Annotated in this window: 17 protein-coding genes; 9 read left to right on the plus strand and 8 right to left on the minus strand. The window is 43.2% G+C overall.

Features of this window, described 5'->3' with window-relative positions; genetic code table 11:
* The first annotated feature begins 158 nt into the window (after positions 1–158).
* Together sov and DJ568_RS12660 are read left to right on the plus strand one after the other, a co-directional pair.
* Positions 159–7,235, plus strand: a complete 7,077-nt coding sequence (gene sov, locus DJ568_RS12655; protein ID WP_114005646.1) for a T9SS outer membrane translocon Sov/SprA — start codon at positions 159–161, stop codon at positions 7,233–7,235.
* A 234-nt stretch (positions 7,236–7,469) separates the two neighbouring features.
* Positions 7,470–8,108 carry a MarR family winged helix-turn-helix transcriptional regulator gene (locus DJ568_RS12660; protein ID WP_114005647.1) on the plus strand — a complete coding sequence of 213 codons (639 nt, stop codon included), beginning with the start codon at positions 7,470–7,472 and terminating at the stop codon, positions 8,106–8,108.
* Positions 8,109–8,169: 61 nt separating this feature from the next.
* Here the strand turns inward: DJ568_RS12660 and DJ568_RS12665 are convergent, their stop codons facing one another.
* The 6 genes from DJ568_RS12665 to DJ568_RS12690 all read right to left on the minus strand — a co-directional run bounded on the left by DJ568_RS12665 (position 8,170) and on the right by DJ568_RS12690 (position 16,313).
* Positions 8,170–9,447, minus strand: a complete 1,278-nt coding sequence (locus tag DJ568_RS12665) for a hypothetical protein (protein WP_147238756.1) — start codon at positions 9,445–9,447, stop codon at positions 8,170–8,172.
* Positions 9,448–9,514: 67 nt separating this feature from the next.
* Positions 9,515–11,836, minus strand: a complete 2,322-nt coding sequence (locus DJ568_RS12670) for a hypothetical protein (RefSeq protein WP_114005649.1) — start codon at positions 11,834–11,836, stop codon at positions 9,515–9,517.
* Between the two features lie 55 nt (positions 11,837–11,891).
* A complete protein-coding gene (locus DJ568_RS12675; protein WP_114005650.1) occupies positions 11,892–13,025 on the minus strand; it encodes an extracellular solute-binding protein in 1,134 nt (377 codons plus the stop codon).
* 2 nt (positions 13,026–13,027) lie between these two features.
* Positions 13,028–14,074 (minus strand): mannonate dehydratase, encoded by a 1,047-nt coding sequence (locus DJ568_RS12680; protein ID WP_114005651.1) that lies wholly within the window; start codon positions 14,072–14,074, stop codon positions 13,028–13,030.
* A gap of 9 nt (positions 14,075–14,083) precedes the next feature.
* Positions 14,084–14,845, minus strand: coding sequence for an SDR family NAD(P)-dependent oxidoreductase (locus DJ568_RS12685; protein WP_114005652.1), 762 nt, complete (start codon positions 14,843–14,845; stop codon positions 14,084–14,086).
* A 664-nt stretch (positions 14,846–15,509) separates the two neighbouring features.
* The gene (locus DJ568_RS12690) at positions 15,510–16,313 is read right to left on the minus strand and encodes a Shedu anti-phage system protein SduA domain-containing protein (protein ID WP_114005653.1); all 804 of its coding nucleotides are present in this window, start codon (positions 16,311–16,313) and stop codon (positions 15,510–15,512) included.
* A gap of 186 nt (positions 16,314–16,499) precedes the next feature.
* Here DJ568_RS12690 and DJ568_RS12695 point away from each other — a divergent pair, with 186 nt between their 5' ends.
* The 7 genes from DJ568_RS12695 to DJ568_RS12725 all read left to right on the plus strand — a co-directional run bounded on the left by DJ568_RS12695 (position 16,500) and on the right by DJ568_RS12725 (position 22,261).
* Complete coding sequence (locus DJ568_RS12695; protein ID WP_114005654.1) at positions 16,500–17,105, plus strand: ParA family protein; 606 nt, start codon at positions 16,500–16,502, stop codon at positions 17,103–17,105.
* Positions 17,106–17,173: 68 nt separating this feature from the next.
* The gene (locus tag DJ568_RS12700) at positions 17,174–17,446 is read left to right on the plus strand and encodes a hypothetical protein (protein WP_114005655.1); all 273 of its coding nucleotides are present in this window, start codon (positions 17,174–17,176) and stop codon (positions 17,444–17,446) included.
* A gap of 181 nt (positions 17,447–17,627) precedes the next feature.
* Positions 17,628–18,038, plus strand: coding sequence for a plasmid mobilization protein (locus DJ568_RS12705; RefSeq protein WP_114005656.1), 411 nt, complete (start codon positions 17,628–17,630; stop codon positions 18,036–18,038).
* On the plus strand, positions 18,005–19,228 hold the full coding sequence (locus DJ568_RS12710) for a relaxase/mobilization nuclease domain-containing protein (RefSeq protein WP_114005657.1): 1,224 nt from the start codon (positions 18,005–18,007) through the stop codon (positions 19,226–19,228). Before DJ568_RS12705 ends, DJ568_RS12710 begins: the two co-directional genes overlap by 34 nt.
* Positions 19,229–19,241: 13 nt before the next feature.
* On the plus strand, positions 19,242–21,179 hold the full coding sequence (mobC, locus tag DJ568_RS12715) for a conjugal transfer protein MobC (protein ID WP_114005658.1): 1,938 nt from the start codon (positions 19,242–19,244) through the stop codon (positions 21,177–21,179).
* A gap of 337 nt (positions 21,180–21,516) precedes the next feature.
* The gene (locus DJ568_RS12720; protein ID WP_114005659.1) at positions 21,517–21,981 is read left to right on the plus strand and encodes a MauE/DoxX family redox-associated membrane protein; all 465 of its coding nucleotides are present in this window, start codon (positions 21,517–21,519) and stop codon (positions 21,979–21,981) included.
* 4 nt (positions 21,982–21,985) lie between these two features.
* Entirely contained in the window at positions 21,986–22,261 is a 276-nt protein-coding gene (locus DJ568_RS12725) for a hypothetical protein (RefSeq protein WP_114005660.1), read from the plus strand.
* Between the two features lie 38 nt (positions 22,262–22,299).
* Here the strand turns inward: DJ568_RS12725 and DJ568_RS12730 are convergent, their stop codons facing one another.
* Positions 22,300–23,622, minus strand: coding sequence for a TlpA family protein disulfide reductase (locus DJ568_RS12730; RefSeq protein ID WP_114005661.1), 1,323 nt, complete (start codon positions 23,620–23,622; stop codon positions 22,300–22,302).
* Between the two features lie 16 nt (positions 23,623–23,638).
* The gene (locus DJ568_RS12735; protein WP_114005662.1) at positions 23,639–25,006 is read right to left on the minus strand and encodes a RagB/SusD family nutrient uptake outer membrane protein; all 1,368 of its coding nucleotides are present in this window, start codon (positions 25,004–25,006) and stop codon (positions 23,639–23,641) included.
* Positions 25,007–25,010: the final 4 nt, after the last annotated feature.

Below are 25,010 nucleotides of genomic sequence, written 5' to 3' on the forward strand. Positions count from 1 at the left end.
TATTAAAAAAGGATTAAAACGACCTGAACCGGCGTGGCTGCAAAGCTAAAACCGAGTAGATATTATAGAATAAGATAACAAAACTAATTGAAGAAACTGGTCAGGTTGTTCTTTAAATACGTTGCAATTTAGTGGTGGCCGATATTTAATTTTTACTATTGATAAAGCTTTTTACCCAAAAGATAATTCTTATAACGCTTGTTGTCTGCATTTTTAGCGGAAGCGGGGCTGTTTTTGCCCAGGAACAGGGTACGCAAGGTGACTCGGCTAAGGTAGTAGTTCCATTAAAAGTGCCCAAATCAAAAAATAAGCGTTCGCGCGAAGGCTTTTTCAAATCTGATCCACCTAATCTTGAACGCAGCGTGGAATATGATCCCGTTACCAACCAATATATGTTGGTAGAGCGCGTTGGCGGCTTTGCGATACGTCCGCCGCAATATATTTCGTTTGTGGAGTACCTGCGCATAACCCAGCGGGAGGCCCAGCGTGAAAACTTCCAAAAATCAGCAGATAGTTACGCCTACGAATCACAACAGGAAGGTTTTGTTCCGCGTATAAAGATACGCAGCCGTACATTTGAGAAAATATTTGGCAGTAACGAGATAAGCATTAAGCCACAAGGTTCGGCTGAAATGATATTTGCCGGGCAGGTAAACAAAAACCAGAATCCATTATTCAACTCGCGCCAGCGAAGCCAGTTTAACTTTAATTTTGACCAACGCATCCAACTAAATGTTAGTGGTAATATTGGTGACCGGATTAAAATTGCCACCAATTATAATACCGATGCGCAGTTCCAGTTTGATAACCAGTTAAAGCTCGATTATACAGGTAAGGAAGACGACATCATCCAGAAGATTGAGGCCGGTACAGTAAGTATGCCTTTAAATACTTCGTTAATAACCGGTAGCCAGGCCTTATTCGGGGTGAAAACTAAGTTAAGATTTGGGCGATTGGACGTCACCAACGTATTTTCGCAGCAGCGTTCGCAATCCAAAACTATAACCATTACCAACGGTTCGCAGCAAAATGAGTTCAGGATAACCTCGGCGGATTACGAAGCTAACAAGCACTTTTTCCTGGCCAAATATTTCCGTGATAATTACAATAACGCGTTAAGGAATATACCTATCATCAGTTCAAACATCAACATTACAAAAATTGAGGTTTGGACCACCAACCGTACCAACAATACCACAGATTCAAGGGATATTGTGGGCTTATTGGATCTTGCGGAAAATGTGCCGTTTAACACAGTGGCGGTAACCACGGGCGGCGGGTCTGCATTGCCGGCGGGTTTTGCCGGTCCGGGTTTTCCGCAGCAATCAAATAACCTGCTAAGCCGGTTGCCGGCAGGCGGCAGACAAACCAATAACAACGATATAGCCAACTTTTTTCAGGCGAACAACCAGCCCTCCAAGCTAAATTTTACAGACAACTTTGTAAAGCTAACCTATGCGCGTAAACTTACCGAAAGAGAATATACCCTGCATTCGCAATTGGGTTATATATCGTTAAATTATCCTTTGAACAATGATGAGGTATTAACGGTGGCCTATCAATACACTTATAATGGGCAAACTTACCAGGTGGGCGAATTTTCAAGCGACATAGCGGTTGATCCCAATAATCCTAAGGTATTATACACTAAATTATTAAAAAACGAACTGTTAAAAACCACCCTGCCTACGTGGGACCTGATGATGAAAAACATTTACTCGTTAGGCGCTTTCCAGATAAGCCCTACGGATTTCAGGTTACGGATTGCCAGGCTGGATAACAGGACCAACGTTGAACAACTGGTAGCTACGCAGGGGCAAAACCTTAAAGACAGGTTATGGCTTAATATTTTAGGTTTTGATAACCTCAACCAGCAGAACGACAGGCAGCCCGACGGTTATTTCGACTTTTTAGAGGGCGTTACCATCGACTCGCAACAGGGGCGCATTATGTTCCCTACGGTGGAACCTTTCGGCAGCGACTTAAGACGGCAATTTATCATTCCGCCGGAAGGAACATTGGCCGACACCTTTGTTTACCAACCGTTGTACGATACCACGCGAACTATCGCGCAGCAAAACTTCCCTAATTTAAACCGCTATATTATTAAGGGTACCTACAGTTCACAAGGAGGGTCGGAGTTTTTGCTCAACGCTGTAAATATTCCGCAAGGCTCAGTAGTGGTAACAGCCGGTACGCTGGTACTTACCGAGGGGAGCGACTATACGGTTGATTACAGCGCCGGCCGTATACGCATCATCAACCAGGCCCTTTTGTCATCTGGTCAGCCTATTAATATCAAGCTGGAAAACAACGAGCTTTTTGGGGTGCAGCAAAAATCATTGTTTGGTACACGGCTTGATTACCTGGCGAGCTCTAAACTCGCTTTAGGTGCAACCATGATGCACCTCACCGAGCAGCCCATATCACAAAATGAAGCAGTAGGCGACGAATCTATATCAAACACCATTTGGGGGTTTGACGGTACCTATAAATCCGACTCGCGACTGCTGACACGGCTGGTAGACAAGCTTCCGCTTATTACTACCAAAGCACCATCAAGCATAAGTTTTTCGGGTGAATTTGCCCAGCTGTTGCCAGGTACACCAGGCGTATTAACTTACGCAGGCTCACGCAATGGTACATCGTACCTTGATGATTTTGAAAACAGTAAATCCGTAATTGATGTAAAAAGCTACATCAACTGGCAAATATCAGGAACTCCGCAATTATTTCCGGAAGCCAATACACTTGACTTGAGTTATGGGTACAACCGGGCACGGCTGGCATTTTACAATATCGACCCGATATTTTATAATAATGCAAGCTCATTAAATGTGTCGCGTTCGCAACTATCAAACCATTATGTTAGGCAGGTACTGGAAACAGAGGTATTCCCATATCGGCAGTCGGTTACGGGGCAGCCGTTAATCATGCCAACGTTTAACCTGGCATATTATCCTATGTTACGCGGACAGTATAATTATACCACAACAGGATTAAACAATGATGGTACCCTGCAAAATCCGCGCGATCGCTGGGGAGGGATTTTTCGCAAACTGGAAACAAACGACTTTGAATCGCTCAACGTAGGCTATATTGAATTTTGGCTGCTGGATCCGTTTATCTATAAGCCTAACGCGCCGGGCGGTGATTTATATTTTAACCTGGGCAGCATATCAGAGGATATTTTAAAAGACGGCCGAAAAAGTTTAGAGAACGGCCTGCCGGTTGATGGTGATTTTAGTAAAGTAGACGAGACTATTTGGGGCCGCGTTCCTAAACTCCAGCCCGTTATTAATGCATTTGATAATAACCCTGCTGCCCGTGCTTTACAGGACGTTGGTTTAGATGGGCTTAATGACACTGATGAGAAAACTAAGTTTGCGCCGGTGTTGCAGCAAGCCACAGGGCAATTAAACGCACAAGCCGCCGGCGAATTAAATGCCGATCCATCATCAGATAACTTCCAGTATTACCAGGGCACGCAGGTGAACCAGCAGGGCCTGGGGATACTTGACCGTTATCTTAAATTCAACGGTACCGAGGGTAACTCTAAAACCACCCAGCAATCGCAATCAGAAGCGGGCGTAACCACCTCGGCGTCAACAGCCTTGCCTGATGGTGAGGATATCAACCGGGATAACAACATGAGCCAAACGGAAGAGTACTTTCAATACAAAGTATCTATCCGTCCGCAGGATATGGTGGTGGGCAATAACCGTATAGTTGATAAGGTTACGTCGCAGGTAAAGCTGGCAGACGGTACTACAACCGCGGTTACCTGGTACCAGTTCAGGGTGCCCATAACCGAGTATGAATCAACCGTAGGCAACATTCAGGATTTTAAGGCGGTGCGCTTTATGCGTATGTTCATGACTAATTTTGCCGATACCGCCATATTACGTTTTGCAACGCTGCAGCTGGTACGTGGCGAGTGGCGTGCGTTTAATCAGGAGAAGAACGTATTGAACGTGATTGCCGACCCTTCTATCCCTACGCCGGTACTGGATAACGCAACTTTAGACATACAGGCCGTTAACATTGAAGAAAACGGTAACCGCACTCCTATACCGTATGTAGTGCCCCCGGGTATACAGCGCCAGCGTAACTTTAACAACCTTAAAACAAATACCCGTTTAAATGAGCAGTCGTTATCGCTATACGTACAAAAACTGCCAGACGGTTACTCAAAAGCGGCTTATAAAACTTTTTATAATGATTTGCGCTCGTACAAAAAGCTGCAGGTATTTGTACACGCCGAGGGCGAACAGCTGGTGGATAATGACATAAGTGCCTTTGTACGTTTAGGGGTTGACTACCAGGATAACTATTACGAGTATGAAGTGCCACTAAAAATTACGCTGGCCGGTACCCGCGACCCCGGCGCGATATGGCCCGACCAAAACCAGATAGACCTTGAACTGGCATTGTTAACGCGGGCAAAACTGGCGCGGGACAAAGCTTTGCGTACTAACCCTAATGTTTCGCTGGCACGGGCATATGTCTATATCGAAAACGGGAAAAGGGTACTGGTTAAGGGGCAGCCAAACCTCGGCCGCCTGCGTACCATTATGCTGGGTATACGCAACCCCCTTAAAACAAACGCTAATGATGATGGCCTTGACAAAACCGGAACGGTATGGTTTGATGAGCTTCGCCTTACCGACTTTGACCAGCGCGGCGGCTGGGCGGCTGCGGCAAGATTTAATGCCCAGCTGGCAGATTTTGCCGACGTAACCGTATCAGGAACTAAAAGCACAGTAGGTTTTGGCTCGCTGGATTCAAAGGTGAGCGACCGCAGCCGCAGCGATAACCAGTTGCTTGATGTTGCTGCAAACGTAGAACTGGGTAAATTCTTTCCGGAAAAAACCGGCATACACATACCTGCATATGTTAACGTATCTACACAAAAAGGCACACCACAATTCGATCCTGCATCGGGCGATATTGAGTTGAAAGACAGGCTTGCTGCGGCAGAGAACGACAAAGAGCGTGAAGAAATTAAAAACGTGGCCGAAGATTACACCATACGGAAAAGCATCAATTTTACAAACGTGCACAAGGCTAAAACCGACCCCGCCGCCGAAAGCCATATATGGGACGTAGAGAACCTGAGCCTAAGCTATGCTTATACCGAATACCGGCACCGCGATTATGTAACAGAGCTTGACCTGCAAAAAACACATCGCTTCGCACTGGCGTACAACTACAGCAATCAGCCTAAATATTACTCGCCGTTTGATAAAATCATCAAGAGTAATATGCTGGCGCTGTTTAAGGAGTTTAACTTTAGCCTGCTGCCCTCAAGGCTTAACTTTAGTATTAATTTTGATCGTTTTTATTCAGAAAATACGCTGCGTGCAAATAATGATCCGCTTAATTCAATAGGCATACCTACCAGTACTATCCCCACAACTTTTAATAAAAACTTTAACATTACGCGTGTGTATGGTATTGGCTGGAATTTATCCAAATCACTGCAAATGGATATCGATGCTACCAACCTGTCGGTAGTGGACGAGCCCGCCGGCCGTATTAACGGTTTAAAACGCGATACGCTGTGGCAAAACTTGATGCGCCTGGGCCGCACAACCAACTATAGCCATACGCTTAACTTTAATTATACTACACCAATTGGCAAAATACCGGGCATGAACTGGACCTCAGCCATTGTGCGTTACAGCACCCACTTTAATTGGCAGTCGCAACCGGAGTTTTCATTGCGCAACCCAAGCTACGATGTGGGTAACAGTATTCAAAACAACCGCACTATACAGGTAAACCCGACACTGAACTTTATTACGCTTTACAATAAGTTTCCGTTTATCCGTAAGGCAAATGATCCGAATAATGAAAGCAAGGGTAAAGCCTTTTTAATCGGGTTACTTACCAGTATAAAAAATATAAGCGGTACCTATACCCGTACAGAGGGTACCTTTTTGCCAGGATATTTGCCAATAACCGATGTATTTGGCCAGGATTTAGGCTACGGCGCTCCGGGGCTGGGTTTTGTATTGGGCAGCCAGGCTGATCTGCGGGCACGGGCAGGAGCTAACGGCTGGCTATCAACTGATAGTTTGCAAAACCAGTTGTATGTAAAAACCTTTAACGAGGATATACGCCTGAAGGGTACCATTGAACCGATTAAAGACCTGCGGATAGAACTGATCGCTTTCCGTGCGCAGGACCGCAACTTCCAAACAAATTATAAATATACAGGGGCACCTAACAACCGCAATGGCTTTGATGAGCTTAGCGGAGTGACTACGGGTAATTACAGTGTATCGTTTATATCGCTCGCTACGGCGTTTAGCAAAGAAAGCGGTATTGATAATGTATCAGGCGTGTTCAGGCAGTTTTTAAATAACCGGACCGTTGTATCTGAGCGGCTGGCGCAGCAAAACCCAAATTCGTCTGGGCAGATAGAAAATAACCCGCAGTTTGCCGACGGATATGGTCCTAACTCACAGGATGTATTGGTTACTTCATTCCTTGCAGCCTATACGGGTAAAAATGCCGCAAGCTACAGTTTAGACCAGTTCCCCAAAATACCCATACCTAACTGGCAGATGAACTACAGCGGGTTGAGCCGTATAGCCTTCTTTAGTAACATGTTCGATTCGTTCGATATAAGGCATGGTTACCGCTCCTCGTATAACGTAAACGGTTACACCACGCTGTTGCAAAACAACGGCAGTAGTGGTGTGGTACGCGATGTGGATGGCGACTTCCTGCCATTTTACCAGTTTTCGCAGGTGACTATATTTGAGCAGTTTGTGCCGTTGTTTGGCATGGATATGCGTTTTAAAAATAGCATGACAGCGAATTTTGAATACCGCAAAAGCCGCACCTTAAGCCTTAGCCTGCTCAACAGCCAGCTGGCACAGCAGGCCGAAGAGATTATTGTGCTCGGCTTTGGCTACCGCACCAACAAGTTCAGGTTTCCGTTTGGCATGTTCAGGAGCAAAAAGAACAATAACGACGTGAACTTTAAACTCGACGTGGCCATACGCGACAACAAAACACTGATATACCGCGCCGACGTAGAATCGGCCGAAGTATCATCCGGAGCCAAAAACATTACCCTGCGCCCTTCCATTGATTACATCATCAACCAGCGCTTTAACCTTAACCTGTTTTACGACTCAAACATTACCAAGCCGTATACCTCGCAAAGCTTTAATACCTCGTTTACTAACTTTGGTATTAATTTAAAGTTGTTGTTGCAATAGAGGAAGGGTAATAAATTAACCCGGTTGTACTATAGCAGTTGTCTTATCCATTTTACGAAGCATGATACAGGAATTTTGCCGCAGTGTTAGTTTTGGCATGTGTTGTTATAGCTTAATATTACGCTTTTTATGTGTGTTTTAACCACTGTGCCCGTTAGAGTAAAGTAACCGTGATGAATTTAGTATTTTTGAAAGGTTAAACGATATACAGATAGCTGCTGCAGCGTAAATATTATGGAAGAAACTGTAAAACTTGTTAACCGGTGGGCTGAATTTAGAAAGGTTTATGCGAACGGGACCTTGGAGGAGTTTTACCGGTTTGAATTGGCTAAACGGGATACTGGTGCATTGGCATCAGAGCATATAAAGGGGAATGACCCGCAGAGTACTGACAACCGGTTTATGAAAGTAATTGCCCGCCTTCATCTGTCGTACAACGTTTACCTTCGTATTGCATTAAAAGACACGCCATTAGCTGCTATCGAGAAGTTTTCTTTTCTGGCCGCGTTAAACGTTATTGGCGAGAGTAATAAAACACAGGTAATTAATTATGCCATGATGGAGATGTCTACCGGCAGCGATATTTTAAATCGCCTTATCAAGGATCAGTTTATTACCCAACGAAACGATCCTGGCGATAAACGATCAAAGCTGATTAAGATTACAGAAAAAGGTTTTGAGGTTCTGCAACAATGTTTTGAAAGAACGGCCATGGTAAGAAGCGTTTTATTGGAAGGCCTTACTGAAGATGAAGAGAAAATATGCGTACAGATATTGTACCCTATTCAGGAAAAGCACACAAAGCTGGCAGTAGAAAATAAAAATAAAACCATCGAAGAGATACTGCAATTACAAAAGCTAAGTACCAACTAATCCAGGACACTTAATTCAAAAGGTCAAGCATCGCCTGTAGAGACGCTTGACCTTTTTTAATTTATGGGATGTTAACCCAAATAAACTTGGGACGATAGGTATCAACGTTATTATAAACATCGGCAAAGGTATTGCCGTTTAGGTTATATGAAAGCAGATATGTTGTGGCGCCATTTTTTATGTGTGGATGCAAAAACGCATTATAAGTGACATTGGTGTTGGGGTCTGATATGGTGTGTATCAGCGTTTCACATTCCCATGGTCCAACTGGGCTTGCAGCTTCGTAAGAATATATTTTCTTACCCATATCTTCCTGTGTTATAAGACGGTACTTAGACCCTATTTTAATCACACTGAATTGGGGGGAAAGCAATAAGTCAGACAATACCCCACCTGCTAGTTTTTTCATGATGCCCGTTGTGTTTCCTGATCCTGAAAATGTGCTACTACCATAAACAGGTGAGTAAGTTGGAGCTGGGCCGTATCCGGTGAAATAAGCCTTAGTGCCGTTAATATTGGATGAAGGCACTCTGTATGCTTTTGCTGCGTGCCACAAGCCATAAGGAGAGTAATCAATTTTATCAGATATATAAATGTAGTTATTGGTGCCGTCTTCCATTAGCGAAGTCCCAAATATCGTCTCTTTAGTAGCAGACAACGGCATTGTAAATACTGACGTTTTTGTGGAATTTATATTTGATACTGTTGCTGTTAAAGCGTTAAGTCCGCTTACTGAGAAAGTGAACAAATCTGTGCCAATGGTAGAATATCCGCCACCTGCGATTCCCTGAAATTTGGTGAAATAAATGTAAAGATTATCACCACTAATGGTGGCATCTCCCGGCCAGTACCAGGTTTTTGCGGTACCTGAAAGATATTCGTTGCCTGTTTTTGCGGGCGGCCACCACATCCATGATACCGGGTCGACACCCATTCCTACTACTGTTATCCACGTATTCGGGGTAACCGAGGTGTTTTGTATCATAAAAGTGTTGGGGTTCATACTTGAGCTAGGCCTCCAACGGTGCGGATGCGTAGCGTCGGGCGGATTCACATACCCCACAAAAGTGTCCCCGAACATCCACAATATTTTTCCGCCGCCTAATGGTATAGAGTAGGTCGCATCAGCACCTGTCCACTGGCTGGTAGTTGTATTACCACGCGTAAAATGGGTGTTGTACGTGGTAGCAATACTTGAAAACGTAGCCGGAGAGCAGGTTATGGCGTTAGTTTTTTTTGGGGCGGAGTCAATCGGCGAGCCTTTTTTTAGCCCATCCTTCTTACAGGCTGATAAACTTGCAGCAGCCAGTAATGCAATTAACATTCTTCTCTTCTTCATGATGTTTGTTTAAATGGTTTATAATTTATTGTTTGTTCACATTGGTATTTAAATTAAGATGTTAAAATTATTCAGCAGTCATTATGGTTTTTCCGTCGGTGTAAGTAAGTGTATAGTATTTGCCACCGTAAAGAACATGGTGCACCTTTCCGGTAAAATCAAAAGTTTGCGTAGGTTGTAACGCCCCGCCTTGAATTTCAGGGCGGAAGCCAATAAACGCTTTCAATAATACCTGCGAAAACTCTATTCCGGCTACTGACTCACGGTTATGCCACCCCCTTTCAGGTATACGCACACGTGCCTTTCTATTAAACTTGTTATCGCCCCAAAGTTCGTGCGACTGTGACCAGCAACCTTCATAGGTAACAGGCGCTACACTTTTATAAAACTTAAACGCTTTATTAGTATAACCCATTTGCGCGAAAGCATCTATTGTCCCTGATGGCCACGCATCAAAAGCACCAAGCGGGCCATGATCGGGCCTGTCTGAATATTTTGCGGCACCATCTTTTAACGATAAGGCGCGCATCCACGTGTCTGTTAGCAATTCTTCTTCAATAAAACTAACCATCTCGTTGCGCATAGTGGGCGATAGATCCTTACTTAGGTATTTGCCGAAGTACATATTGTCAAGTATATGGCGTACTTCCACTTTCTTATTATTAGGGAATAAAGTGTGCCAAATGCCATTGCCTGCATATAACTTAAATAAACGCTGCTTCATTTCATCAGCATCCTTGTTAAGCGTTGCGGCTATTTGGGGTTGACCCATATACTCCCTGAATTTGGCGGTTTCGCGCAGCATCCATACGTAGGCTGCGTTAAACGAAGGGATAACATGGATATACGTAGGTACGCATTCCAACACATTCCATGGGTCGTTTCCAAAATCGCCCAAACGGTATATATCATCTGTAGCGCCTGGCTGTCCGTAAATAGACACTTTTTTCCAATTGTATGAATAGTCTGTAAGGTGATCTATAACTTTTTTGCCATCAATTACCTCATCTAAAAGCGCATAATCTTTTGTAATGGTAATATATGACCGTATAAGTTGAAACAGAGCCCAGTAATTAGCTACATAGCCATTACCTACTCCTTTACCCGTATAGTTATCCTGTCCAAAGAATTTGCTTGGATCTATGTGTATAAACCCTCTAAGTTGCTCTTTCATTGATACAGGGTCCAGCAAAGCCCAGATATCTGACCAACACGTGGCATCCCAGTAAAAGGTAACCGTTGCACCCCAACGAGGTCCGCCTGTTAAAAATACCCGCTTGTTTGCAGGTAGGTTGGTGTTAAGCAGATACAAAGCGGTAAGCGGCCCTGTATAGTAGACTTTGCTTACGGCTTTATCGTTTGTCTCCAAAACAGGAAAAGTTCCTGAAAATAAACTGTTATTTGGCTTAAACATCTCTTGCCAGCGCCATTTCCACAGCATTTGTATATCCGCAAACGTTGTCTTAAAACTGTTTAACCATTTATCTAGATTAGCCGTTACATAGGCTTTGTTGCTCCCATACGTCATGAAAAATCTAATCTTCTTTACTTCACCTGGTTTTAATTTCAGGTTCCAGTAAGCCGTTCCACCACTATTGTGGGGCGTTAAATTGTCCGGCGGGTCTACCAGGCCGAAACCTGTTATGGCGCCGGTTTCAGTATCGCCTATTATAAGCCGGCTATTAGAGGATGAAATGACGCGATATTTGCTGCTTTTTAAAATTTCTATGTCTGACGGCCATACAGGCTTAACTACCTTGCTCGAATCAAAGTCCGGATTATTTGGTTCAGCTGCAATCGTCTTAGCGTGGCTTACTGGCAGGCCAATGTTGGCTATCACATTAGTGATTTCGTCGCTGCGTACATTGGTTTTACCATGCAAGGTTGGATAGGGGTAGCCCCACGGCCAATCGTCTTGCGGGTACTGACTGATAAATCCTATCAAGTCCTGTTCGATAGTATAGGTCTGGCTTTTTTTTGTTGTGTTTGTAATGGTCACCTCCCACATTATAGCATCCTTCTCAGGCACCATTTTAACCGAAGTGTTCAATTTGTAAGTAGGCATTGAGGTTTGTCTTAACGCTTGCCATGGATACCAGCGAAACAACTGTGCGCGCGGGGATTTGCCATTTATACGTGTAACGCCAGTATGGTAGCCGCCACTGTACGGTGCTGACGTAAACCAGCTTACCGAGGTCATATCCCGGTTAACGAGTGCTTGCCCTCTGAAATTACGTATGGAGGGGGGCATAGATATAGTATCGGCATTTATCCATATCCCTGATACTTCCTCTAGTGTAGGTATACTTTTAGTTATGGATTTGCTCTGTTGGCCATAGCCGCTAAGACTGATGCACGCAACAAAAAATAATAAAAGTGATTTTTTCATGTTCTGTAAACTATAAAATCGCGTTTTTACATAAATCTGCTTGACATACAATTTATTATCCATTAAATATTTTCCTATAGTCGCTGTTTAGTTTCCTTACTACTATGTCTGCCGGGCCGTCTTCTACTAAATACTCGTGTATAAGATCGCCCACCAGTTCCTGAAACTTGGGCCAAAGTGGTACCTGTGGCCGTACATATGCCGAAGCTATAGTAGGCAGTATTGGTGAAAAAAAGTATTCGGAGTATGTGTTGTCCTGCTTGGCGGTCCACGCCGATAGTTGCCCCGGCTGGCCGCCTTCTGCTACATAGCAGGTTGATTGGTATTGGGGGTGGCAAATCCATTGCAAATAAGTGGCAGCTTCGGCAATATGTTTGCTGTTTGATGATACGGCTATACCCGCCCCCCCTAAAACGCTGTGTGTTTTTCCGGGAATATGCGCGTATTTTAGCTGCTTGCCTCCACAGTCTGCTACGGTGTAATTAATATATGCAAAAGCGAGCGGGCTATATACTATATCGTTTGACGATGCCATGTGGTTGTACAACTTAATAGGGTTCCAATTAACGCTATCGGGGTGCGATGCATTCTTTATAGCCCTTATTAAGTGTAATACTTCAATACCTGCCTTAACAGAAATTAGTTCGCTGCTATTTTGGGCAACAGGATTTCCTGTTTGGGCAGCTAAGGTTAAAAAAATGCAGTTGCAATCAGTAGGGCAAAGCGCTGTTGCTATAAACTGCTTTCGGGCCTTAACAAAATCAGATAAACCTAACACATCTTGCCAAGTGGTGGGCAATAATGTGTGGTTTAACAAATCGGGACGGTATGCGGCTGTTTGGCAAGCTGCATCAATTGGCAATGCATACTGCTTACCCTGGTAGTTGTAACTGATAAATGATGGCCCAACACTTTCGGCCCTATATAGTGCCAGTTGACTTTCTGCCAGGTAATCATTAAGGTCTACCAGGCATCCTGAGTTATTTACCGTGCCCATGTGCGGATGATCAATAATAAGGAGGTCATAATTAACGGCAAGTTCCTCTACAGATACGTCGCCAAAATCCTTAAGTGTACGGCGGTGCCAGTTTACATGTACATCAGCTTGCTTTAAATACCTCTCGGTAGAAGCCTCAAGCGGTGCGTATCCACGTGGATGATCCCAGGTAATGCCGGCCAATTCAATCATAACTATAGTGGTTTTATACGTTCAAGGGTTCGTAATATGCCTTTTAGATAGCCCGCTGTCATGCTGCGGCTTCGTTCGCACCATTGCCCGTCGCCTATTATACGTGGCACGTGACCCGGTATTATCAGTCCTTTAAAACCAACCTCTCTGAATTTTTGCAGCACGGTTATCGGGTCGTAGTACCCGGGCATGTCAACAAAAACTTCGTGTAATTGCCCGTGGCCGGGCAACGCATTAGATATGGTTTGAAAATGGACATAAAATATCTTATTCTGTTTGCCGTAATGGTCTATTACATCCAAAACATCCTCACCCATGGCAGCCCAATTACCCAGGCAAAATTCGCATCCGTGGTTGTCGCTCGGTACCAGGCTAAAAGCCTTATCGAAAGCCTCCCTTGAACGGAACAACCGAGGGACTCCCCCAAGTGACGGAACTGGTGGATCTGTAGGGTGCAGGGCTATTTTTAACCCTACGGATTCAACTACCGGAATGATGTGCTCCAAAAAGTAATGATAGTACTCCCACATTTCGTTTTCTGAGTACACCCTGTCTAACAACAACGGCGCGTTTTCATAATCCTTCAGATTAATTGCCATGGACTCGGCACCGCCGCGCAGCTTGTATGTTACTGAGCTACGCAATACATCAGTAGGGTCCCAGTCATAACCAAAAATGGGCACGCCTACACGCGCGATGTTTTCCAGGGTACGCTGTACTTTTTCTATCTGCCTGTCGCGGTTGGGTTTGCCAAGCATGATGTCGCGGTAAAAGTCGCGTGGCAGGTTTTCAATGGCGTTTAACCTTAAGCCATAATCTTCCACACGGTTACGCAGTAACAATAACTCATTATATGACCATTCGCCATCGCCATGCAATGGCTGGTCCGCATGAGCTGTGTCAATTAATGATGAACGATAAAAGTTCATTAATATGTCATCGACGCCGACTTGTTTAATAAAGCGAAGACGTTCGTCCTCAGGTTGTGAAAACGAGCCGAAGCCTATTCTCATTGGCAGCTCATTAAAATCAATAGTAGGGTGTTGCATAGTTATTGTTTAGTGAATTTCATTATAGCGGGGCAGCGTACTTAAACCGCCGTCAATTTTTATATCTATTCCGTTAACGAAGGCGGCATCGTCGCCCGCAAGGAGCAACGCAACGGCAGCCACCTCCTCGGGTTTACCCAAGCGCTCCATCGCATGCATCATTACCGACTTGTCTAGCAATTCAGCGCCTTCCTCTTCAATTCGCTTTTGCAGCATTGGCGTGGCGATAGTTCCGGGGGATATAGAGTTAACCCTGATATTTTGTGCACCAAACTGTCCGGCTAGCTGGGTTGTCATGCTTAATAAAGCACCTTTAGCAGCTGCGTAGGCTGTCCAGTTATACCAGCTCCGGTGTGCTTGTGTAGACGACATATTGATAATACTGCCCGTTTTTTGCGCTAACATATGCGGCAACACATGTTTAATAAAACGATAGGCGCTGGTAAGATTGGTATTGAGCACCATGTTCCAGTCATCTTCATTCATCTCGGTGATGTTGCCACCTATTGCAACTGCAACATTATTTATCAGCACGTCTATTTTTTTATATTTAGTAATTACCTGTTCTATCAACTGTTTAACATCCTCGGTGGAACGGACATCACAGTGTACAGCGAGCGCGTTAAGGCCTTTTGCCTCTTTTGCGCATTTTTCGTAGTCAATGTCGGCCATTATTACAAATGAGCCTTCGGCACAAAACAGTTTCGCGCAGGCCAGCCCAATGCCGTCGGCGGCGCCGGTTATCAGTGATATCTTATCTTTTAATTTCATCTTGTCGAAATATGTAGATTAACAATTTAAAATAACGATTTCGTTACAAAATTAACCTTATATTTGTAAATTACAACGAAATCGATATTTATTGTTGGTCCTAACCGTTACTATCATCGTACGTCGTCTGGAATAATGAAAGCAGATTAAATGATAATAAATAATTGCCAGCTAATTAGGCGCGTAACTGTCCAGTTACAAGTAAAAGTTAATGAATATGCGGCGCTTTATCTATTAATGGCCAAGGAAATCATATGGATCGCAAGTCCGCAGGCGGGCGGATGCATGGATAGTACGGATGATGAAGCTAGTTATGCCGCAAGCAAAAATCCCCGTAAATATTTAATTTACAGGGATTTTAAATTTACTTAGCGGAATGGACGGGACTCGAACCATTCCAACAATGCGTTGTATTACAGCTATTTATATTTTCGAAAACCTATTAGTCACCGCGAAGGTCACGAGTTAACTTTGAGGTAATTTGAGTTGATTTAAAGAACTTTTTGTAAATCAAATATACGATTTTGACCTGAACTTTCGGTCATAGTTCTTGAAAGTTTATAGGATAAATGAACGAATATGATAGTTGAACTGCAGTTAATACATAAATTTACATTTATGCAATTTTAGAAATACAGATTTATGTATTTGCATATCATTCAAATTAATCAATAATTTTTCGCCAACGATCCATATACTGATAATTCTCCCAGTATTTCTGTAACTCATTATGGGATTTGGTTTTTGGATATTTTGCAAAACTCCATAATTCGCTTGGATCTTCTTCTGCGACTTTTATCGACTTCATAAATGTATCCATTGACCTTATTTCAACTTTCAGGCGTTTCCCGTGTTGAATACGCCAACGGCTGGCATGTTCGGTTTGCCAGCCTTCTTTTGTTCCCGTGACAAGTATGAATCTAAATTGCGCAACAGCACCAAAAACGCGAGTTTTCTCACCTTTGTTTTCTTCAAAATATTGCTCCCATGTGTGCACCTGTTCTATAGCATCATAGAGTTTAACAGTTGGTTTTCCAGTGGACTTAAACAATGGCATATCAGGTGCTTCAATTTCAACCAGCACCCATTCAGGACCAGAAGAATTATCATTTAGCCAGGCAAAGTCACATTTAAACTCTGTTCCAAAATTCAGTTCTCTAAAAATGGGTTGTATACCATATTTGCGACTATATAGATCATAAAAGAGAAAGCTATTGTCCTTCAGAATTTTTAATAAATCAACCTCAGAATTTTCTTTAAATGCTTTTAAAACACCTGCCTTAGCTTTTGCAACATCCCACGGCAAATTATCTTCATCAAACTCATCCTCATCAACTTCAATTATTTCAGTTTCGATTTCCTCTTCTTTTTCAAAATCTCCAAGAACTTCTGCCTTTGAGGTATCAGTATTTTCGGCGGGAGTTATTTCGTCATTCTCGCGAGACTGCTCTATTTTATCATCTATCATTTTCAAATTTACGCGGACAAAATCATACTACAAAAGCTTGGAAAGCAATGATTTTGTTAAATGTGCCCATCCGACTCGGACAAACTCGGAGTAATAAAGATAGCGATAAACCCACCTTTGCTATGTATTTCTACAATTACAGAATTGAAGATTTATGTATTTACAAACTTTTAGAATTATGTAACCATGGCAAAGATCATCACCATCGCGCATCAAAAGGGAGGAGTGGGAAAAAGCACCATTGCTTTAAACATCGCCCTATGTTTTAAAGACCAATTGCGGGTAGCATTGGTAGACTCGGATTTACAAGGCAGTCTATACCATGCCAGAGAGGATTTTCCCGACATTACGATTTTACTGGCAGAGAAAGTTAATGACATCCGTCAAATGGATTATGACCTGATCATTGTGGACACACCACCCTATCTGTCCAATAAACTAACAGACCTTTTTCTATTGTCGGATTTTGTATTGGTGCCGACAAAAGCTGGGTTCTTCGATGTAATGGCAATAAGAGCCACTTTGGCATTACTGAAATTCGCACAGGCCAAAAAGCCCGAGCTGAAAGCCGGTATCGTCTTAAATATGATCAAACCCCGATCGGGAGTCACGAAGGATGTTGCAGACCTCTTAGTAACAATGGGAACGCCATTGCTTAAAACCATGATACATGATCGAGTGAGCATCACGAGGTCAGCAATTACAGCCGGAATACTGACCGGTTCTGATCAAAAGGCTAAGGAGGAATTTACTTCCTTGGCAGCGGAGATCGTTGAATACATAAGTGCATAATTACAGACTTGCAGTTTTATGTAATTATGTAACTACAGCATTACATAGATCAAAAATCATTGAGCGAAATGGAAGACTACAAGAACAAATTAGGCAGTCTTGCGGATAAGCTAAAAAAGGAACCTCCCAAGACTCCCATTCAGGAAGTACATCCGGTCAAGGCGACGACGGAGCTTAAAGAACCTGAAGCGCAATTGAATGTATGGATACCTAAAGGTCTTCTAAAGAAAATGAAAGGCTATGGCTTGGAGCACGATCTTTCTTTGAAGGACCTGAGCATTTTGGCACTTGAATTTTTCCTCGCTGCAAAATCTAAAATGTCCGTTGAAAACAAATCATAAACTATCAACCGTCATTAAGGATGTCACAAGATCACTCGACTTTGAAAGGAGATAAACTGCTGTCTTTTTGCAGTTAGCAAGATGTACGTTTGTACCACAAACGGATCTTGCCCTTACTCCAAAGTCGTCAGGGAAATGGTGAACAAACGCTCCGAAGTCGGTTTGATCTGACAATGTAACTATGGCAGAGGCAGAAGAGAACAGATCCAAGTGGATCAAGATCAGGTTAAAACCAACAGAACAAAAGATGTTGGAAAGAAAGTACAAAAAGACGACCTCACGGTGTCTAAGCGAATACGCCAGGGCATTGTTGCTAGGGAAGCCGGTCACTTTATTGAACCGTGACAGATCAATGGATGAAATACTGGAGCAGCTGTTGTTATTGCGTCGAGAATTGAATGCGGTCGGCAACAATCTGAATCAGGCAGTTCGTCAGATCAACAGTGCACATGGATCAATAAATGACCATATGCTTTCAAATTTACTTCAGGTCATTAATGGCAGACTGGAGCCTTCAATTGTGGAGATCAAGGAACGGATGACCCAATATGCAGTACTATGGTCGCAAAAATTAAGAGTGGGAAAAGCCTGATCGGTGCGCTTAACTATAATGAACACAAAGTGAAAGCAGGAAAGGCCCGTCTGATAGCCGCTCCGCTCTATCATAGGGATTTCTCCGTGTTGTCATTTGACGAAAAGCTCTTTCGGCTTACTGATCTTGCGGAACGAAATCAAAGGACAAAGACAAACACCGTCCATTTGTCACTGAACTTTGATGTGAGTGAAAACCTGGATGAACAGCGTCTTTGTGCTATTGCCGAACGGTATATGGAAAAGATCGGATTTGGGGACCAGCCCTTTCTGGTTTACGAACATTTCGATGCCGGCCATGCTCATATCCATATCGTAACGACCAATATCGAGGCGGATGGAAACCGGATCAGTTTACATAATATCGGGAAGTTACGTTCAGAACCCGCGAGAAAGGAAGTCGAATCAGAATTCGGGTTGATCCGGGCAGAGTCGCAACATAAATCGATGGTGGCCGAAAAAGATATCGTTCCACTGATCTACGGTGATATAGATACTAAAAGAGCCATCTCTAACATTATCAATCATGTGACACGGACCTATAAGTTTACCAGCCTTCCAGAGCTTAACGCAATATTGAAGACCTTCAATGTGCAAGCGGACCGTGGGGCAAAGGACACCACGATGTTCAAAAAGAACGGACTTCGCTATTGGGCTTTAGATGATCAGGGAAATAAGACAGGGGTGCCTTTTAAAGCAAGCGCTATTTATAAAAAGCCAACGCTTAAGTTATTGGAAGAACGCTTCCGGCTCAATGAGTTTTTGCGAAAACCTTACAAAAAGGATTTGATCGCAAAGATCGAACGCATCCTGACACGGGCAAAGACCCGCCAGGAACTTCAAACAGCACTTAGCAACCAAGGGGTCATCACCTTATTAAGGGAAAATGAGCAGAGGCGATTATACGGCTTGACCTTTGTCGATATTGATAATAAGGTAGTATTCAATGGCAGTGATCTGGGTAAGGGGTATAGCGCCGCTTCAGTGGATTCCCGATTGCTGGAAAATTCCAGAAAGACGACATCAGCATTGATCAAAGGTCCTGATGCGTATCGTGAATCGCCAGACCAATTAATGCGGGCCGCCGACGGTGGTTTGATCAGTGACCTGTTGAGTCCGCTCGAACAGGCCGGGGAACAAAACCTATTTGAACGCAGGAAGAAAAAGAAAAGAAAGAAATTAAGAATATAAAAATACGATCGTTATGCAAACAGGAGAAAACGAGCAGGCACTTCGTAAGATCACCGACTTTACGCGCTTGCTGGCTATAGTAATTTTATTGCTGCATTTTTACTTTGTATGCTATCAGGCATTTCAGGATCTTCAGCTTACACACAAAGTGACCGACCGGATCCTGATCAATATTTACAAATTACCCTTTTTCAAAAGTAGCTTGATGACTAAGGGCATTGCGATGCTTTTTTTGGTCGTTTCATTGGTCGCCACCAAAGGAAAAAAGGATGAGAACATGACCTGGCCCAGGAACATCATTTACGCTGTTTTAGGTATGGTCACTTATTTTGCAAGCGGTATCATATTGACAACAACGCTAACAACGACAGCCAAAGCGTTCACCTATATCCTGATAACTTCAACTGGCTTTCTAATGTTCATATCAGCGGTCAGCAAAATGTTCCGTATCATAAAGCTCAATTTAAGCCGGGATATTTTCAATAGAGAGAATGAAACCTTTCCACAGGAGGAGCGGAAACTGGAAAATGAATACTCGATCAACTTGCCAGCCCTATACGCTTATCGGGGTAAAGAACGCAAAAGCTGGATCAATGTGATCAATCCTTTCAGAGGATCTCTGGTATTGGGCACACCTGGCGCAGGTAAGTCATATTTCGTTATTCGTCATATAATTACTCAACATATCAAAAAAGGGTTCAGCATGCTCATCTACGACTTCAAATTTGATGACCTTTCAGTGATCGCCTATAATGCTTTATTGAAACATGCCGGTAACTATAGTAAAAAGCCAAGCATCTGGTTTATAGATTTTGACGATATCAAACATCGTTGTAACCCGCTCGATCCGGAGCGGATGGAGGATATAACCGATGCCATGGAATCGGCAAGGACGTTCATGTTGGGCCTAAACAGGGAATGGATAAAAAAGCAGGGCGATTTCTTTGTAGAGTCACCGATCAATTTTATTACCGCCCTGATCTGGTTTCTTAAAAAGTATGAACAGGGCCGGTTTTGCACACTACCTCATGTGATAGAATTGGCGCAGGTCGAATATGATAGTTTGTTCGCTTTATTACGACAGGAGCCGGAAATAGAGGTGTTGATCAACCCGTTTATTTCAGCGTGGCAAAATGACGCCACAGATCAGTTAGAGGGACAGATCGCCAGTGCAAAGATCAGCATGGCCCGGTTGGTTTCACCGGCTTTATATTATGTACTTTCCGGTAACGACTTTACCCTGGACCTTAACAACCCGGAAGAACCGAAGGTCATTTGTTTGGGGAATAACCCGCTCAAACAGCAGGTTTACGGCGCGGTGCTAAGCCTGTATATTTCGCGGACCATCAAATTGGTAAATCAAAAAAATAAGCTAAAGAGCAATCTGATCTTTGACGAATTCCCTACGATTTATTTTAACAACATAGACAGCCTGATCGCTACCGCACGATCTAATAAGGTTGCGACGACCTTAGCTGTTCAGGACTACAGCCAGTTAAAAAAAGACTATGGTCGTGAACAGGCCGAAGTCATCATGAATATTGTGGGTAATATAATATCAGGTCAGGTAACCGGTGATACGGCCAAGCAATTAAGTGAACGCTTTGGCAAGATCATGCAAGAACGGCAAAGTGTATCCATTAACAGTCAGGATACCTCTGTAAGCAAAAGCACGCAATTGGAATTTGCCATTCCAGCTTCTAAAATATCTACGCTGTCATCTGGCGAGTTTGTGGGTTTAGTGGCTGATGATCCTGATAACAAGATCGATCTGAAGGTCTTCCATAATTCTATCATCAATGATCACCATGCACTTAAAATAGAATCGGACAATTATCGTCCTATCCCCGAAATACGACGGGTCGATACGGATATGCTTATGGCGAACTATTACTCGATAAAATCAGATATTGAGCAAATACTAAACAAAGAATTACCACATGAAGATTAAAAGTGATACAACCAGGGGTGGTAAAGGGTGGTAGTTTTACAGCACTGGTTACAACAATAGATGTAGTTGTTTTCGATGATCGAAAGCTAATTCAACAGTATGATTATTCTAACTGCAGTTTTTCATCATGAATACTTAACTACCTTTTTACAACTGTTTAATCCATTTATTTCCCCGTTCCTTTGATCTGTTAATTAATTGATCACCGCTTACCGACCCCGGGTAATACAAAAAGAAAGGAACCTTTGTGACAAAGAAACCAGATCACTTTGGCGGGCTACGTACCTGCAGGTAACGGATGTTACCACTAACTAAAAGATGGTATAAAAAATAGATCATGAATGCATTAACCTCGCCTTTATCTTTCCGGCTGTCTCAACGCAAACAACATTTCTTGATTGAACTGATCAGATACGCCTGTGTTTTTTTGTTTGTTTACACCGCGTATGCGAAGATTTCTGAACACCAACGATTTCTTAATGGTTTAACCAAAGTTCAGCTGATCCGCGGTTATGCAGAAATGCTGTCTGTTCTTGTGCCAGGTATAGAGATCATTATTGCGGTTTTACTCATCATTCCTAAAACCGTTAAGGTGGGCCTGATGGCTTTTACTGGAGTAATGGGGGCATTCACAGTTTACATTATCAGCGCTATGATCTGGGAATCACATTTACCCTGCTCATGCGGTGGTGCCATCGAAAAATTGACCTGGATGCAGCATATATGGTTCAATCTCGCCTTTATTTTGTTGGCCATTATTGCGCTCCGACTTGCAAAATTTAGTAATTATTTAAAAAATTAAGATCATGAAAAACTTCAAAAAGATCGCTTTTGGCCTGATGGTAGGTGCATTAGCAATTGGCTTCAGTGCTTTCACCAACGTAAAAACTACTTTAGCTACTGATTGGTATGCACCTATCAGTAATACTTTGTCGCCGACTTCTCCGGCGGCAAACAACTTTTCCAGCTATAACAGCACGCCACTGGCAGTTGAGCCTACGTGTGGTGGTGAGGAATTTGTTTGCGCTGCACGCTTTCCTATCACCACCAATCCTCCGGTGGAAAGAAAGTTAAAAGATTGATAACATGGGAAAAAAGGGCGCATCGTCAGCGCCCTTTTTCATTTCTTTTGAATAACTAACACATCTATATCCATATACGTTTCACTTAAAACTAATCCGTATGTCGCCAGACTTTTGTTAATTGAAAGAATATCTTTCGTATCACTTAACTCTATATTTACGACATCTTTATAGCCGGTATCGTTCACCAAAGTCAGTGATTTTCCCTGAACAAATGGGGTTAGCTGGCCGAGGAAGAACTGCATGGGTTGATTGATCATTTTCAGAAATGATTTGCCGGAATAATTTCCCGGCCGGTCGTCGGTCTTTTTAAATGCGGAGCTCATACCTTTCCCAATGAGTTGTAATGCTAAAACTTTTCTTCGCTTTTTTTCCAAATGACCGGTTATACCTTTTGTTTTACTAAAATACCGATTAATATCCTGTTGCATGACCTCGAATAACGCATCAAAAGAATGCGTATTGGGCGGAACCATTAATTCATATATATAAGCGTTATCTTGTCTATTTTGTCGATAAACCTTTCTCAGTGTATCTGTGTAGATCATTCCAAAGTTTGCAGAATCTGCCAGGGTCTTAAAGCCATGTAATTCGAGCCTGTTCACATCCGCGAATTCCGTATCGAATTTTCCGAAAGCTGTTTGGAATATCCAACACATTGAAAGATTTATACAAGTAATAAAATTTTCCCCTCTGGCCATTACACCATCAAGATCTGACCTACGCTTGGTAATGACCGAATGATAAAGTAGTTCATTACCAACGGCCGCCTGTTTACCGGCAAATAATGGCCTGTCTCCGTCGTATGGAAACTTAGCAAGCTTGGTATCGATCTTTGCGGTACTGTCCTCAGATATCAGTTTTTGGATATTCTGAGAAATAGCCATTTCATCAGCAGTGATCACTTTGATCGTCTTATCCTTGCTGATCCAGATATAATGGGGGATGGTTCTGTGGGGAAAGTATTTATAGAGTATTGGCTCCCTTTCAATGAAGGTCAAAACTGAACCATTGTTGTCAAATACCCTTCCTAATACTTCGCGCACCCGGGTGTCTGTACGTTCTAAAACTGAGAGAACAGTAAAGGTTCCGGAATGCTTTTTTTGCAGGGAATCCAACTTCGGAAGTGCAGCAACACACGGCGAACACCAGGTAGCCCAAAAGTCGATCAACACCGGTTTTCCTATATTATGCTTATAGGCTGACTTGGAAAGTAACTGGTCGATGGCCAGAGACAATTCTGCAGGGCATTTGTCACCAACCCTCAGTTCATAGCCCTGCGCTTTAGATGTGGACGTCGTGAACCATAGTAAAAATGGTACGAACAGAACTACGGCAAATGTTTTATACGATTTTTTCATTTTATCATCTTAAGGGTTATCTTGGATTTTGGGGCATTCCTGAAAGCGCAATGACATCTTCCGGGATAGCCAAAGCGTATCTTAGGTCGTTTGGGGGCAGGGTAAATACTTTGCCATTTATATCTCTTTTTAAAGTGATCCCACTTCCATCTTTATTAAGCCGCTTGATATCGATCCAGCGGCTACCTCGCATGACCAGTTCCTTTCTTCTTTCGGTCAGTATTTTTGCCAATGCCTCACCAGCTGAAGAAGCATTCACCGGGGTGAATGTTCCCGTTTTGAATCGATTCTGCAGCAACCGATTCAGGTCGCTCAACGCTACAGCTGTTTCACCCGCTCGGGCGGCGCATTCTGCACGGGTCAGAAGGGTCATGTCTGTCGCCAGGCCATTAAATCTGGAAGACGAGCCTTCGTAGCTGCCACGAAACAGCTTGGAGCCGTCAGTGCCCGCGGAAAAGAATAATGTTGTCCTCAGGTCATCCACATGATACATCTTGATCAGATTGCTGTCTATTCGGGCACGAGACCGTGTTGTAGGGATACTTCCGCTACCACCCACCGCTGTATCATAGATTACTTCATCATTGAATCTGGTCATGGGGTAAGTTGGCGTGCCGTTGATCTTATTGTAATCGACCAGCTTGGAATTGATCTGCAAACAAGAATCTGCGTAAAGACGTGCCTGCGTATAATTCCTCATAGCCAGCGAAACCTCACTAAGCAAAGCGTACGCGGCCGCTTTTGATCCCCTGTAAACATGCTTAGGAGTAGTTTCTAACAACGGTAACGATGACCGGAGATCATTAAAAATCTGATCATAGCCCGCTGCTATATTTGACCTGACAGAGGTTTCGTTGAAATTAGAGTTTAACCGTAAGGGAATACCCAAATCTCCTTGAGAGGTGCTCGCATCATAAGCAGGTGCCCAAATCGTTATCGCCTTATAAAAATTATAAGCGCGTAGGAAATGAGCCTGGCCTTTGAGATCGTCCCACGTTCTCGAGTTCTGCGAAGACCGTTCGATCTTGCCGATATGGTCTAACACGATATTAGCCAAATAAACAGATTTGTAAACATTGGTCCAATCATTGGCCAAATCAGTATAAGGATAGTAAAGATCAGAAGGCTCCCAAGTATACATATTGCGAGCCTGTACAAAATCTAAAGCGAGGAAATCGGTATTGGTCAAATAATAATCGTCGCAACTGACCAGATCAGAACTGACCGTATTTGTATTAACGTAATCACTTCTGTCAAGTAAGCTTTGCAGGTCAGTCAACGTGTTGATCGTGGTAAGTGATCGCTCTGGCTTGGCATCTAAGAATTTCTTACAGCCGGGTAAGATCAACCAAAGCAGTAATAAATATTTATTGAAATGTTTCATGTCT

It is taken from the genome of Mucilaginibacter hurinus (assembly GCF_003324525.1).
Classification (GTDB): Bacteria; Bacteroidota; Bacteroidia; order Sphingobacteriales; family Sphingobacteriaceae; genus Mucilaginibacter; species Mucilaginibacter hurinus.

Coding starts and splice junctions, on each gene's coding strand:
- DJ568_RS12660 (WP_114005647.1), top strand. CDS start 7,470: ATGGAAGAAACTGTAAAACTTGTTAACCGGTGGGCTGAATTTAGAAAG.
- DJ568_RS12665 (WP_147238756.1), bottom strand. CDS start 9,447: ATGAAGAAGAGAAGAATGTTAATTGCATTACTGGCTGCTGCAAGTTTA.
- DJ568_RS12670 (WP_114005649.1), bottom strand. CDS start 11,836: ATGAAAAAATCACTTTTATTATTTTTTGTTGCGTGCATCAGTCTTAGC.
- DJ568_RS12675 (WP_114005650.1), bottom strand. CDS start 13,025: ATGATTGAATTGGCCGGCATTACCTGGGATCATCCACGTGGATACGCA.
- DJ568_RS12680 (WP_114005651.1), bottom strand. CDS start 14,074: ATGCAACACCCTACTATTGATTTTAATGAGCTGCCAATGAGAATAGGC.
- DJ568_RS12685 (WP_114005652.1), bottom strand. CDS start 14,845: ATGAAATTAAAAGATAAGATATCACTGATAACCGGCGCCGCCGACGGC.
- DJ568_RS12690 (WP_114005653.1), bottom strand. CDS start 16,313: ATGATAGATGATAAAATAGAGCAGTCTCGCGAGAATGACGAAATAACT.
- DJ568_RS12695 (WP_114005654.1), top strand. CDS start 16,500: ATGGCAAAGATCATCACCATCGCGCATCAAAAGGGAGGAGTGGGAAAA.
- DJ568_RS12700 (WP_114005655.1), top strand. CDS start 17,174: ATGGAAGACTACAAGAACAAATTAGGCAGTCTTGCGGATAAGCTAAAA.
- DJ568_RS12705 (WP_114005656.1), top strand. CDS start 17,628: ATGGCAGAGGCAGAAGAGAACAGATCCAAGTGGATCAAGATCAGGTTA.
- DJ568_RS12710 (WP_114005657.1), top strand. CDS start 18,005: ATGGTCGCAAAAATTAAGAGTGGGAAAAGCCTGATCGGTGCGCTTAAC.
- mobC (WP_114005658.1), top strand. CDS start 19,242: ATGCAAACAGGAGAAAACGAGCAGGCACTTCGTAAGATCACCGACTTT.
- DJ568_RS12720 (WP_114005659.1), top strand. CDS start 21,517: ATGAATGCATTAACCTCGCCTTTATCTTTCCGGCTGTCTCAACGCAAA.
- DJ568_RS12725 (WP_114005660.1), top strand. CDS start 21,986: ATGAAAAACTTCAAAAAGATCGCTTTTGGCCTGATGGTAGGTGCATTA.
- DJ568_RS12730 (WP_114005661.1), bottom strand. CDS start 23,622: ATGAAAAAATCGTATAAAACATTTGCCGTAGTTCTGTTCGTACCATTT.
- DJ568_RS12735 (WP_114005662.1), bottom strand. CDS start 25,006: ATGAAACATTTCAATAAATATTTATTACTGCTTTGGTTGATCTTACCC.